The sequence below is a fragment of the Streptomyces sp. NPDC058620 genome, from assembly GCF_042717135.1.
In the GTDB taxonomy this organism is placed as follows: domain Bacteria; phylum Actinomycetota; class Actinomycetes; order Streptomycetales; family Streptomycetaceae; genus Streptomyces.
The window spans coordinates 1-12794 of sequence record NZ_JBHXQO010000027.1 but is presented as its reverse complement, the minus strand read 5'-3'; the positions used below and the strand labels follow the sequence as shown (position 1 = coordinate 12794).

The 12794-nt window shown below is 71.8% G+C and carries 11 protein-coding genes; 4 read left to right on the top strand and 7 right to left on the bottom strand.

Translation table 11 applies throughout. The features are described 5' to 3' along the window. Positions 1–74 precede the first annotated feature (74 nt). From ACFWSK_RS23055 to ACFWSK_RS23025, 7 genes are all read right to left on the bottom strand, one after another. Positions 75–1628 carry an MFS transporter gene (locus tag ACFWSK_RS23055; protein ID WP_383789283.1) on the bottom strand — a complete coding sequence of 518 codons (1554 nt, stop codon included), beginning with the start codon at positions 1626–1628 and terminating at the stop codon, positions 75–77. A gap of 140 nt (positions 1629–1768) precedes the next feature. Further along, positions 1769–3919, bottom strand: coding sequence for an ArnT family glycosyltransferase (locus ACFWSK_RS23050; RefSeq protein WP_383789280.1), 2151 nt, complete (start codon positions 3917–3919; stop codon positions 1769–1771). Further along, a complete protein-coding gene (locus tag ACFWSK_RS23045) occupies positions 3916–5196 on the bottom strand; it encodes a glycosyltransferase (protein WP_383789278.1) in 1281 nt (426 codons plus the stop codon). The genes ACFWSK_RS23050 and ACFWSK_RS23045 overlap by 4 nt, the downstream gene beginning before the upstream one ends. A 75-nt stretch (positions 5197–5271) precedes the next feature. Further along, positions 5272–6816, bottom strand: coding sequence for an ATP-binding protein (locus ACFWSK_RS23040; RefSeq protein ID WP_383789275.1), 1545 nt, complete (start codon positions 6814–6816; stop codon positions 5272–5274). Continuing rightward, positions 6809–7546 (bottom strand): response regulator transcription factor, encoded by a 738-nt coding sequence (locus ACFWSK_RS23035; protein WP_383789272.1) that lies wholly within the window; start codon positions 7544–7546, stop codon positions 6809–6811. Before ACFWSK_RS23035 ends, ACFWSK_RS23040 begins: the two co-directional genes overlap by 8 nt. A gap of 173 nt (positions 7547–7719) precedes the next feature. After that, the gene (locus ACFWSK_RS23030) at positions 7720–8592 is read right to left on the bottom strand and encodes an amidohydrolase family protein (RefSeq protein ID WP_383789269.1); all 873 of its coding nucleotides are present in this window, start codon (positions 8590–8592) and stop codon (positions 7720–7722) included. A 44-nt stretch (positions 8593–8636) separates the two neighbouring features. Beyond that, the gene (locus tag ACFWSK_RS23025; protein WP_383789266.1) at positions 8637–9521 is read right to left on the bottom strand and encodes a DUF2797 domain-containing protein; all 885 of its coding nucleotides are present in this window, start codon (positions 9519–9521) and stop codon (positions 8637–8639) included. A gap of 75 nt (positions 9522–9596) precedes the next feature. Here ACFWSK_RS23025 and ACFWSK_RS23020 point away from each other — a divergent pair, with 75 nt between their 5' ends. The 4 genes from ACFWSK_RS23020 (at position 9597) to ACFWSK_RS23005 (ending at position 12694) form a co-directional block, all read left to right on the top strand. After that, positions 9597–10049: a GNAT family N-acetyltransferase gene (locus tag ACFWSK_RS23020; protein ID WP_383789263.1), complete on the top strand. Its 453-nt coding sequence runs from the start codon at positions 9597–9599 to the stop codon at positions 10047–10049. After that, complete coding sequence (locus ACFWSK_RS23015) at positions 10046–10432, top strand: winged helix-turn-helix transcriptional regulator (protein WP_383789260.1); 387 nt, start codon at positions 10046–10048, stop codon at positions 10430–10432. The genes ACFWSK_RS23020 and ACFWSK_RS23015 overlap by 4 nt, the downstream gene beginning before the upstream one ends. 26 nt (positions 10433–10458) lie before the next feature. Next, positions 10459–11403 (top strand): RNA polymerase sigma factor SigJ, encoded by a 945-nt coding sequence (gene sigJ, locus ACFWSK_RS23010; protein WP_383789257.1) that lies wholly within the window; start codon positions 10459–10461, stop codon positions 11401–11403. A 94-nt stretch (positions 11404–11497) separates the two neighbouring features. Then, positions 11498–12694, top strand: a complete 1197-nt coding sequence (locus tag ACFWSK_RS23005; RefSeq protein ID WP_383789254.1) for an NAD(P)/FAD-dependent oxidoreductase — start codon at positions 11498–11500, stop codon at positions 12692–12694. The last annotated feature ends 100 nt before the right edge of the window (positions 12695–12794 follow it).

Below are 12794 nucleotides of genomic sequence, written 5' to 3'. Positions count from 1 at the left end.
GGGGTGGTGGGGACGTACCGGGGTGGCGGGGTACGTACCGGACGGCCACAGTCCGGTACGCGTCCCCTCCGATGCTATGCCGCCGCTCCGGCCGAGTCTGCCTCGGCCGAGTCCTTCACGGCAGGGCTCGCGGGCCCGGATTCCATCCGCTCGGCCCGCCTCAGCAGCGCCGCGGCCAGCAGTCCGCCCGCGAGCACCGCCACCGCTCCGACCAGCTGACTCGTCTCCAGTCCGGAAGCGAAGGCGTCCGTGATGCGCTGCCGCTCCCCCTCGCCGTCCGCCGCGGCGAGCGCAGCGGGCAGCGAGGCCGCTCCCACGGCGGCAGGTACCAGGGCGGCGAAGCGCGAGTTGAGTACGGCGCCGAGCACGGCGACCCCCAGGCCGTTGCCGAATTCGGCGAGCGTGCCGTTGACCCCGGCGCCCACCCCCGCCTTCTCGGGCGGAATGGCGCTCATGATGGCGTTGGCCATGGCGGGCATCGCGAGCGAGATTCCCGCACCCATGACGACCAGGCCGAGGAGCATTCCGCCGTACCCGTCGCTGCCCAGCACCGCGATGGCGCCGAGCCCGGCGGCCAGCAGGCTCATCCCGGCCGCGATCGTGGCGGGCGTCCCCAGCTTCGGTACGAGGCGGGCACCCAGACCAGTGAGGTTGAGCGCGACCACGGTGAGGGCGAGCGGAGCCGTACGGAGTCCGGCCTCCAGCGGCCCGTACCCGAGCACGAACTGCAGGTGCTGGGTCAGCAGGAAGAGCGAACCGCCCATCCCGAAGGCGACCAGGATCGCGCCCGCGACCGCCCCGATGAACTTCTGGTTCCGGAAGAAGTGCATGTCCAGCATCGGGTACGGGATGTGGAGCTCCCACAGGACGAACCCGGTGAGCACCGCGACTCCCGTGAAGGCCGTGAGCAGGACCTGGCCCGATGCCCAGCCGTGTTCCGGGCCGGAGATGATCGCGTACACGACGGCGGTCATCCCGATCGTGGAGAGCAGCGCGCCGAGCAGGTCGGGCCGGTCGCCCTGCGGGTTCTTGGACTCCGGCACGAGGCGCAGGACCGCGATCAGGCCGACGATCGCGACCGGGATGTTGATCAGGAAGATGGCGCCCCACCAGAAGTGGTCGAGCATGATCCCGCCGATGAGGGGACCGGTGGCGAAGCCCAGCGAGTTGACGGTGGACCAGAGGCCGATCGCCTTGACCCGCTCGGTGTCGTCGAAGATCTGGACCACCACGGCCAGGGTGGTGGTGATCAGCAGCGCGCCGCCGATGCCCATCCCCGCACGGGCGGCGATGAGCTGGCCGGAGGACTGCGCGAGGCCGGCCACCAGGGAACCGATGCCGAAGAGGGCGAGTCCGGCGACCAGCATCCGCTTGCGGCCGTAGCGGTCGGCGGCGCTGCCGGCCGTGAGGAGCAGACCGGACTGGACGAGCGAGTAGGCGTTGATCATCCACTGCACATCGGCGGTGGACGCGTCCAGTTCGGTGGTGAGGGAAGGGATGGCGACGTTCAGGACGGTGTTGTCGAGCAGCACGGTGAGCTGGGCCAGACAAATGACGCCGAGGATCAGCCAGCGCTGCGGGTGCCCCTGGGGGGCGAGGTCGTTCGGCTCGGCGGTGGTCGCCGTCATGCGGGCTCCTTGAGCTCCATTGCTGCTCGTACGGTGTATGGGAGTGCCTGGCGTCGTACACCGTAAGGCACCCTTGTACGCCGTACAAGTCCATTTCGCGACCACCGCCCGGACGGGTTTCCGGCCCCTGCTCCCTCCGGCTACTGCGCCCCGTCCGTCGGCTGGGTCAGGTCGTAGAAGGTCGCGCTGCCGACGGTGACCTTCTTGAAGGAGTCCTCCACCCACGCGGAGATCTGCGAGGAGGTGCCGCTGTTTCCGCCGCCACCGCCGCCCATGCCGCCCATGCCGCCCGAGAGGAAGTAGTGGATCCTCCCGTCCTCGACGTAGCTCTTGAACTGGGCGAGCGTCGGGGCGGGGTCGCTGCCGTTGAAACCGCCGATGGCCATCACGGGCTCCCCGGTGGCGAGCTGGTAGCTCGCCGCGTTCTGCGAACCGATGGCCGCGGCGGCCCAGGTGTAGTCCCCGGCGTTCGCCTCCAGGAGCTTCTTGGCCTCCGCGCCGACGGACGCACCGTTGAGCAGCCCGCCCATACCGCCGCCGCCCATGCGGCCTTCGCCGGTGGTGCCGGCGGGCGGGGTACCGCCAGGTGCGGTGCCACCCGGGGCCGTACCGCCGGGTGCCGTACCGCCGGGCACGGCTCCCGGCTGCTGGCCCTGGCCCTGCGGTGCCTGGCCCGGCTGGCCGCCGCCCGGGGGACGGCCCATTCCGCCGCCCGGGGCCTCGCCGCCCGGACCGCCCCGGCCGCCGCCCATCATTCCGCCGGCGGACGGACCGGCCGTGACGATCGAGCCCTGGTGCCCCGTGCCGAGCGTGCTGACCGTGTACGCCGTCGGCCCCGCGAGCGACGCGGCGAAGCCGAGCCCCACGACGGCGAGCGCGAGCCGGCGCCCCAGCCGGGAGACGAACAGCAGGCCCACCGCGCCGATGAGTCCGGCGATCAGGACGGTCCAGCGCAGCCACGGCAGATAGTCCGGGGTCCGTCCCAGGAGGACGTACGCCCAGTACACCGTGACGGCGAGCGTGCAGGCGAGGACCGCCCGCGCCCACCACAGAGAGCGTTCCTCCCACAGGACCGTGACGCCCATGCCGACGAGCGCCGCGAGGCAGGGCGCCAGAGCCACCGTGTAGTACTGGTGGAAGATGCCGGCCATGAAGCTGAAGACGAGCGCGGTCATCAGCAGCGAGCCGCCCCAGGCGAGGAACGCCGCACGGGCGGCGTCGGTCCTCTTCGCCTTCCGGGTCAGCCACACGCCCGCGATCAGCAGGATCAGCGCGGCGGGCAGCAGCCAGGAGATCTGGCCGCCGATCTCGGAGTTGAACATCCGGCCGATGCCGGTCTCACCCCAGCCGCCGCCCTGACCGCCGCCGCCCCCACCGCCGACGCTGCCGGTCTCCTCGCCGTTGAGACGGCCGAGTCCGTTGTAGCCGAAGGTCAGCTCCAGGAACGAGTTGTTCTGCGAACCGCCGATGTACGGACGCGAAGAGGCGGGCCACAGCTCGACGATCGCCACCCACCAGCCACCGGCGACGACCATCACACCTGCCGACAGCGCGAGTTGACCCAGCCGCTCGCGTACGGAGACGGGCGCGCACACCGCGTACAGCACGGCGAGCGGCGGCAGGATCAGGAACGCCTGGAGGGTCTTCGTCAGGAACGCGAGCCCGACCGCGGCGCCCGCCCAGACCAGCCACTTCGTCCGTCCGTTCTCCAGCGCGCGCAGCACGCAGTAGACGGTGACGGTCATCAGCAGCGCGAGAAGGGCGTCCGGGTTGTTGAAGCGGAACATCAGCGCGGCGACGGGCGTGAGCGCGAACACCGCCATCGTGATCAGTCCGGCGGGCGCGCCGGAGCGGCGGCGCACGGAGGCGTACAGCACCCCGGCCGTGGCCACGCCCATCAGCACCTGGGGGACCAGAAGCGCCCAGGTGTTGAGGCCGAAGATCCGCACCGAGAGGGCCATCGGCCAGAGCGTGGCCGGGGGTTTGTCGACGGTGATGGCGTTGGCGGAGTCCAGCGAGCCGAAGAAGAACGCCTTCCAGCTCTGGCTGCCGGCCTGTACGGCGGCGGAGTAGAAGGAGTTGGCGTACCCGGAGGCGCTGAGGTTCCACAGGTAGGCCAGGCCCACGACGAGCAGCATGCCGAGCACGGCCGGCCGCACCCAGCGCGGGTCGTCCGCCCTGCCCCGCAGGATGCGGCGCGGGAGCGGCTCCCGGGGGCGGCCGTGTGCCGCGGAGACGCCCGGCGGATGGGTGGCGAGGTGGCCGGGGAAATGGTCGGGACGGGTGGTCATCGGACGTTCCTCAGTTCGTGTTCGGAGCCGCTCCGGTCCGGGAAGACCCAGGCGCGGAAGAGCAGAAACCGCAGCACCGTCGCCGCGAGGTTGGCCGTGATCAGGACGGCGAGTTCCGTGCCGTGCGAGGGCGATCCGGAAGCCGAGCCGAGTGCGGCGAGTGAGCCGCTGGTCAGCGCGAGACCGATGGCGAAGACGACGAGCCCCTGCGCCTGGTGCCGTACGGCTCCGCTCCGGCCCCGCACTCGGAAGGTGAGCCTCCGGTTGGCTGCCGTATTGGCGACGGCCGACACCAGCAGCGCGCCGCCGTTGGCGAACTGCGGGCCGAAGCCCATCCGGAACAGCGAGTACAGGACGAGGTAGAAGAGCGTGGAGAGGGCGCCCACGACGCAGAACCCGACCAGCTGGCGGGCCAGCCCGCCCGGCACCCCGGGCAGCGCGCGGTCGCGCGGATCGTCCCCGAAGGGCCGGGCCAGCCGGTCCAGCGGCAGGGCGCCGACGGCCAGCGCCCGCCCCACCCGCCACACGCCCTTCAGGTCGTCGGTCGCCGTCCGCACGATGTGCACCGTGGAGTCGGGGTCGTCGACCCAGTCGACCGGCACCTCGTGGATGCGCAGACCGGCCCGCTCGGCGAGCACCAGCATCTCGGTGTCGAAGAACCAGCCGGTGTCCTCGACCATCGGCAGCAGCCGCTGCGCGACCTCACGCCGTATCGCCTTGAATCCGCACTGCGCGTCGCTGAAACGGGCGGCCAGCGAGGAGCGCAGGATGAGGTTGTAGGCCCGCGAGATGAACTCCCGCTTCGAGCCGCGCACCACCCGCGAACTGCGCGCCAGCCGGGAGCCGATGGCGAGGTCGGAGTGGCCCGAGATCAGGGGCGCGACCAGCGGCAGCAGCGCGTTGAGATCGGTCGAGAGGTCGACGTCCATGTAGGCGAGGACCGGCGCGTCCGAGTGGGACCAGACCGTGCGCAGGGCCCGCCCGCGGCCCTTCTCCTCCAGCCGGTACGAGCACACCTCCGGGACGGTGGCCGCGAGCCGGGCCGCCACCTGGGGCGTACGGTCGGTGCTCGCGTTGTCCGCGACGGTGATCCGGAAGGGGTACGGGAAGGTCCGCACCAGGTGTTCGTGCAGCCGGCGCACACAGGGTTCGAGATCCTTCTCCTCGTTGAAGACCGGGACCACGACGTCGAGTACGGGTGCACCGGCCGCGTCGACCGCTCCGGCCAGAAGATGCTCCCGGGCCGGCAGGGTGCTCCAAGGGGTGTCGGTTCGCATGCCACTGACGCTCGCCGACCGCGCTGTCACACCGGTGTGCTGAGCCTGTGCCGGTGCTGTGAGCCGCGGATCGCGCTACGTCCCGGCGTACACCGGATCGGCCGGAAGCCGCACGGAGAACACCGTGTTCCCCGGCACCGACCGCACTTCCACCCGCCCGTCGTGGGCGGCGACGACGGCCTGCACGATGGCGAGTCCGAGACCCGTGGAGCCCGCGTTGCGCGAGCGCGAGGCGTCTCCCCGCGCGAACCGTTCGAAGACGTGCGGCAGCAGGTCGGCCGCGATGCCCGGCCCGTCGTCCCGCACCTCCAGCGTCACCCAGGGACGCCCGGCGCCCGCGGCCCGGACGCGCGTGGTGACCGTGGTCCCGGGCGGGGTGTGGGTACGGGCGTTCGCCAGGAGGTTGACCAGGACCTGATGAAGCCGGGTGGGATCGGCCCGTACGGACGCGGGAACGTCAGGCAGCTCCAGCCGCCAGTGGCGCTCCTCGTCCCGCGCACCGCCCTCCCCGGTCCGGCCGGCCGCGCGCGCGTCGCTCACCGCGTCGACGACGAGCGGCGAGAGATCGGTGCTCTCGTACGAGAGCGGGCGCCCCGCGTCGAGCCGGGCCAGGAGCAGCAGGTCCTCCACCATGCGGGTCATCCGCTGTGCCTCCGACTCGATCCGCCCCAGGGCGTGCCGGGTGTCGGGGCCGGTGTCCTCGCGTCCGCGCCGGGTCAGTTCGGCGTAGCCGCGTATCGAGGCCAGCGGGGTGCGCAGCTCATGGCTGGCGTCGGCGACGAACTGCCGTACCCGTGTCTCGCTCTCCTGGCGCACCTCCAGGGCCGAACCGACGTGTCCCAGCATCCGGTTGAGCGCCGCACCGACCTGGCCGACCTCGGTACGGGGATCGGCCTCGGCGTCCGGCACCCGTTCCGCGAGGTCCACCTCGCCGCTGTGCAGGGGGAGTTCGGAGACCCGGGTCGCGGTGGCGGCCACCCGTCGCAGCGGTCGCAGGGCGACGCCGACGATGGCAGCGCCCGCGATCCCGGCGGCGACGAGCCCGGCCGCGGTGACGCAGACCTCCACGAGGATCAGGGCGGTGAGGTCGCTGCGCACCTCGTCGGCGGGAATGCCGACGAGGATCGTGGTCCCGTCGGACGTACCGACGGCCACCACGCGATAACTGCCGAGGCCCGGCAGCTCGACGCCGTGCACCCCGGAACCCACGTGTGCCCCGGCCGCCTCCAGCGCCCGTGATTCGGTGCCGGTCAGCGCTCTCGTGCTCTCCTGGGCGCGCTGCCCCGTGTACTCGACCACCTTCGACTCGGTGACGGAGCCGTCGGCGACCGCCGCGCCGACCGTGCCGAGGGGCTGGCCGCCCATCCCGACGAACACCAGCGGTCCGGCGTCCTGGAGCTCCGCCGGAAGCGGTGAACCGGGCGGACGTTCGGCCCGTACGGCGATGGAGTGCAGCTGGTCGTCCAGCTTGCCGTACATGTAGCTCTGGAAAGCGATGGCGGTCACCGTGCCGATGACGGCGGCCACGACCGCGATGAGCGAGACGGCGGAGACGACGAGCCGGGTCCGCAGCGTCCACGGCCGCCTCGGCCGGCCCGCCGGCCGCACCCGCCTACTCACCGGGCTTGATCAGATACCCGGCCCCGCGCCGGGTGTGGATCATCGGGGAGCGGCCCGCGTCGATCTTCTTGCGGAGGTACGAGATGTAGAGCTCGACGACATTGGCCTGGCCGCCGAAGTCGTAGTTCCACACCCGGTCCAGGATCTGGGCCTTGCTCAGCACCCGGCGGGGATTGCGCATCAGGAAGCGGAGCAGCTCGAACTCGGTCGCCGTGAGATGGATCGACTGCTCGCCCCGGCTTACCTCGTGGCTGTCCTCGTTGAGTACCAGGTCACCGACGACGAGCGTGGAATCGCTCCGCGCCGCCGTACCGGACCTGCGGATCAGCCCGCGCAGCCGCGCCACGACCTCCTCCAGGCTGAACGGCTTGGTGACGTAGTCGTCGCCCCCGGCGGTGAGCCCGGCGATGCGGTCCTCGACGGAGTCGCGGGCCGTCAGGAACAGCACCGGCACGTCGGAGAGCTCCCGGCGCATCCTGCCGAGTACGGCGAGCCCGTCCATGTCGGGCAGCATCACGTCGAGCACGACCGCGTCGGGGCGGAAGTCGCGCGCCGCGCGCACGGCCCCCGCGCCGTCCCCGGCACTGCGCACGTCCCAGCCCTCGTACCGCAGGGCCATGGAGAGCAGCTCGGCAAGCGGAGCCTCGTCGTCCACCACGAGTACGCGGACCGGACTGCGGTCCGGCCTGAGCAGTTCGGTACGCCCCTGGGGCGAGGTCGTCATCGTCATGCGTCCACCCTGGGAGGCGCCCGTGAGAGAGCTCTTGCCCATTCCTGTGAATTCCCTGAGAAACGGCAGGAGCGACTGAAACGACCGCGCGGCCTCAGCAGCCTCGGAGCCTTCAGAACCCTCGGACCTTCACAACCTCGGAGCCCCCAGAGCCCCCAGAGCCCTCGGAGCCCTCAGTGGAACAAAGCGCTCGCGTTCCCGTGGCACACGGCCCGCAACCAGTCATCGCCCAGCTCCAGCCGCTCCAGGGCGTGCAGCTGATGGACGTACGGATACGGGATGTTCGGGAAGTCCGTGCCCAGCAGAATCCGGTCCTCCAGATCCGCGAGCCGCCCGCGTTCCCCGACGGGGAACGGGGTGAACTCCTCGCTGAAGTCCGTGAACGCCATCGTCGTATCGAGCCGCACCCCGGGGTACGTCTCCGCCAGCGCGAGGAAGTCCGCGTACTCCGGCATCCCCATGTGCGCTACCACGAGCCGCAGCCGCGGATGACGCGCCAGCAGCCGGCCCACCGGTTCCGGCCCGGTGTACTTGCCGGGCGCCGGTCCGGACCCGCAGTGCGTCACCACTGGCACCCCGGCCTCCGCGAGCAGCCCCCACACGGGCTCCAGCAGCGGGTCGTTCGCGTCGTAGGCGCCGACCTGGAGGTGCGACTTGAACACCCGGGCCCCCGCCTCGACGGCCTCCCGCACGTACGCCTCCACGCCCTCCTCCGGAAAGAAGGTCGCGGTGTGCAGACAGTCGGGCACCCGCGCCGCGAAGTCCGCGGCCCAGCCGTTCAGCCAGGCCGCCATCCCCGCCCGGTGCGGATAGAGCATCGAGGTGAAGCGGAGCACACCGAACGACCGCAGCAGCGCGAGCCGTTCGTCCTCGTCGTGCCGGTAGGCGATGGGCCACTCCATACCGGTCAGCGGCCCCACCGAGTCGAAGTACGCCCACACCTTGCGCAGCACCTGCTCCGGCATGAAGTGCGTATGGACGTCGATGATCCCGGGAAGCCCGAGCCGCTCCCAGAACCGCACGACGTCCGCGCTGTCACCGCTCAAGCCCGCCACCCCTCTCACACCCTCCCCGCTCGGTCCCGACCCTCTCAGAACAAGCCGTGCTGCACCCCCCCGCCCCCGATATCGACCACGGGCACCTTGACTCCCGCCCCCGCGTCGGCCCCCGTGAGCTCCCACCCCGTGACCAGCCGGGTGTCCACCACCACGACACCCCCCGCCCCGGTCTCCAGATGCAGATCCGGCCCGGCCGCCGCCACCAGCCGCCCGGCCACCACACCCCCGTCGACCAGCCCGGTCACCGCCCGCGCCACCTCGACCTTCCCGCCGAACCCGAACACCGCACCATGGTCGACGGCCTCGAACGGCAGACGCTCCAACGACTCCGGCCACCCGCCCCCTTCGAGCGCCGCGGCCCGCCCGTACAGCTCCGCCACCTCGGCCGCCCGCTCCCCGGCCCCCGGCAAAACGGCGCGCACGGCCCTCTTCCTCGCGTAGGGAATCCGGTCCGGCACCCCGAACGCGGCCCGCAGCAGCTCCTCCGTCCGGCGCGCGGCCATCAGCGGCCCGCGCCCCAGCCAGCTGAACACCACAGCCCCCTGCTCCCGCAGCCGCGCCGCACCCCGCTCCTCGGCGGTGATCCCGACCTTGACCATCCCGGGCCCGAACCAGGCGAGATAGACGCGGTACGTCCGCGGGTCGTCGGCGATCGTGTCGGCCGCGACCGAATGCGCCCGGTCCAGCCGCGCGCACTCCGGACACCGCGCCCCGGTACTGCGTGCCGGCACCGTGGCCGCCACCGGACAGACGTTGCCCCGCGCCCCGACACAGTGCCGCTCCCCGACGGCCCTGAACCCGAGCTCCTTCCCGTACACAAGGACGCTCACCCGCCGGACAGCGGCCGCACCGTCCTTGCGCCACCCCAGCTCGGGCCCCTCATCGGGCCACCGCAGACCGGTGCACCGCCATCCCACGCGCAACCCCCGCCACTCGACAGAAACATCAGCGCACCCACGGTACGGGCGCCGCTGGTGGGGCATCCTGTTCCGATGACCGGTCTCCGTATCGAACAGCCCATCGGCGACGCCATGCTCAAGGACTGGCAGCACGCCCACAACGTGATCATCCCGGCCCACCCCCTGTCGCTCGACGACGCACGGGAACACGCCCTGCACAACCACCTGGAGGTCGCGTACCTCGACGACATCCTCGTGGGCTGCACGACCGTCCGCCCCCCGGCCGACGCCACCTTCACGGCGACCGTCATCGCCCGCGTCCTCACGGCCCACCGGGGCCGGGGCTTCGGCACCGAGCTCTACGAACGCTCCCTGAAGCACGCACGCACCCTCGGCGCCCTGAGGATCGAGACGGTGGTCCTGGCCTCCGACACGGACGGCCTGCGGTTCGCACGGAAGCACGGTTTCGTCGAGACGAAGCGCTACCTGCTGCCGGGCGACACCGTCCACTGGATCACGCTGCGGCTCGAAGGGGACGACGCATGACCGTGGACGAAGCCCACCCCGCACCCACGGCGGTCAGACCGCTCAGCTGCCCCGTGGGCCCTGTCATCGACATCGTGTTCAGCCGCTGGACCACACCGATCCTCCTGAACCTCAACGAGTACGGCCGCCAGCGCTTCGTCCAGCTGGAACGCCGCATCGGCACGATCACCCCCAAGGTGCTGACCCAGCGCCTGCGCCAACTCGAACGCGACGGCCTCGTGGAGCGCACGTACCACCCCGAGGTCCCACCGCGCGTGGAGTACGAGATCACCGAACTGGGCCGCAGCCTGGCCCCCCTGTTCGCCACCCTGGCCACATGGGCGACCACCAACCTGCCCAAGGTCGAACAGGCCCGCCTGGCCTACGACGCGACCGATCACTGACTGCCGCGAGAGCTAGGATCCGGGCCATGGCCCCGACCATGAACGACACGGACCGGTTCGCGGCCTCCATGCCCCGCCTGGAGGCCATCGCCTACCGCCTCCTCGGTTCCGCGAGCGATGCCGAGGACGCCGTGCAGGACACGTTCCTGCGCTGGCAGGCCGCCGACGTCGACCGCATCGAGGTCCCCGAGGCATGGCTGACCAAGGTCCTCACCAACCTCTGCCTCAACCAGCTCACCTCGGCCCGCGCCCGGCGCGAGACCTACGTGGGCGAGTGGCTGCCCGAGCCGCTGCTCGCCGGGGACCCGATGCTCGGCCCGGACGAGACCGCCGAGCAGCGCGAATCGGTCTCGTACGCCGTCCTCGCCCTCATGGAGCGCCTTTCCCCCAACGAGCGGGTGGTGTACGTGCTGCGGGAGGCCTTCGGCTACTCGCACCGGGAGATCGCGGAGATCCTCACCATCACCGAGGCCGCCTGCCAGCAGATCTTCCACCGCGCCAAGAAGCACATCGCGCACGGCAAGGCGCGCACCGAGATCGACGAGGCCGCCGCCCGGCGGATCGTGGAGGAGTTCCTCGCGGCCGCCACCAGCGGCCGGACCGAGCCGCTCGTACGGCTGCTCACCGACGACTCCCTCGCGATCGGCGACGGTGGCGGGAAGGTCCCGGCCCGCGCCAAGGCGTTCGAGGGCGCCCTCGCGGTCGCGAAGTTCATGCGGGGCCTCTTCAAACCCAGCACGGCCAAGCGCGCCATCGTCGGCGGCTCACCCGAGATCTACGCCACGACCGCCAACGGCGCCCCCGCCATCGTGGCGGTCCTCGACGGCCGGGTCATCGGCGTCATGTGCCTGGAGGTCACCGCCGAGGGCATCGCCGCGTTCCGCAACCAGGCCAACCCCGACAAACTCGAACGCGCGACCCGGCGGTGGGCGGCCACCGACCACGGGGAACCCCTGCTCCACGCCTTCTGACCCCCGATGTGACGTGCTTCACATCGGACCCCTGTCAGGAATCGGCGGGCTGCCCGGTTCAGGTAGCGAACCCGCGCGAGACAGGAGCCAGGACATGCAGCACCGCATCATCGTCATCGGAGCCGGCTACACCGGAGCCATCGCCGCCGGACGCCTCGCCAAGCGGCTGCACGGCGAGGACGTCACCCTCACCCTCGTCAACGCCGAGCCCGACTTCGTCGAGCGCGTCCGGATGCACCAGCTGGCGGTCGGCCAGGACCTCAAGCCCCGGCCCTTCAGCGAGATGTTCGCGGGCACCGGCGTCGAACTGAAGCTCGCGAAGGTCACCGGCGTCGACGTCGACCGCAAGACCGTCGCCGTCATCGACGCGAACGGCGCCGAAGAGCTGGAGTACGACAGCCTCGTGTACGCCCTCGGCAGCGGCTGGAACAGCCAAGGCGTCCCCGGCACCGCCGAGTACGCCCACGAGATCGCCGGCCGCCCCGGAGCGCTCCGGCTGCGCGAGCGCCTGGCCGGCCTGGGGGCCGGACAGCCCGTGGTCGTCGTCGGCGGCGGCCTCACCGGCCTGGAGGCCGCGACCGAGATCGCCGAGGCCCGCCCGGACCTCGACGTCGCCCTCGCCGCACGCGGCGCGCTCGGCGACTGGCTCTCGCCCAAGGGCCGCCGGCACCTGCGGAAGGTCTTCGACGGGCTCGGCATCACCGTGCACGAGCACACCGCCGTCACCGCCGTGGAGGCCGACCGCGTCGCCACCGCCGACGGCACGTCCGTGCCCGCGGCGGTCACCGTGTGGACCACCGGCTTCGCGGTCCACCCGATCGCGAAGGCCACCGCTCTGGAGGTCACCGGCACGGGCCAGATCGTGGTCGACGAAACCATGCGCTCGGTCTCGCACCCGGAGGTGTACGCCATCGGCGACGCGGCCATGGTGAAGGGCCCCGGCGACAAGCCGCTGCGGATGTCGTGCGCCTCGGGCACCCCCACCGCGTGGCAGGCCGCCGACGCCATCGCGGCGCGCCTGACCGGCAGGAAGCTCCCGAACGCACCGATCCGCTACTTCAACCAGTGCATCTCACTGGGCCGCAAGGAAGGCTTGATCCAGTACGTCACCGCCGACGACCGCGCCGTGGGGGCGGCCCTGACCGGACGGTTCGCCGCCCTCTACAAGGAGCTGATCTGCAAGGGCGCGGCCTGGGGCGTCGCCAACCCGACACTCGGGATGCCGACCCGCCGCCACCGCGTCGTGCGGGAGCGGGCCCAGGCGGGCTCGGTCGTCAGGGAGTCGGCCTGACCCGGCGGGGGGTGGGCGCCCCCGGCGCGGAAACCCCCCCGCGGGAGCCCGCTTAGTAACCCGTTACTAAAAGGGCGTTTTAAAAGATATAGGGCCCACG

Coding starts and splice junctions, on each gene's coding strand:
- ACFWSK_RS23035 (WP_383789272.1), bottom strand. CDS start 7,546: ATGACGATGACGACCTCGCCCCAGGGGCGTACCGAACTGCTCAGGCCG.
- ACFWSK_RS23015 (WP_383789260.1), top strand. CDS start 10,046: ATGACCGTGGACGAAGCCCACCCCGCACCCACGGCGGTCAGACCGCTC.
- ACFWSK_RS23005 (WP_383789254.1), top strand. CDS start 11,498: ATGCAGCACCGCATCATCGTCATCGGAGCCGGCTACACCGGAGCCATC.
- ACFWSK_RS23045 (WP_383789278.1), bottom strand. CDS start 5,196: ATGCGAACCGACACCCCTTGGAGCACCCTGCCGGCCCGGGAGCATCTT.
- sigJ (WP_383789257.1), top strand. CDS start 10,459: ATGGCCCCGACCATGAACGACACGGACCGGTTCGCGGCCTCCATGCCC.
- ACFWSK_RS23020 (WP_383789263.1), top strand. CDS start 9,597: ATGACCGGTCTCCGTATCGAACAGCCCATCGGCGACGCCATGCTCAAG.
- ACFWSK_RS23055 (WP_383789283.1), bottom strand. CDS start 1,628: ATGACGGCGACCACCGCCGAGCCGAACGACCTCGCCCCCCAGGGGCAC.
- ACFWSK_RS23050 (WP_383789280.1), bottom strand. CDS start 3,919: ATGACCACCCGTCCCGACCATTTCCCCGGCCACCTCGCCACCCATCCG.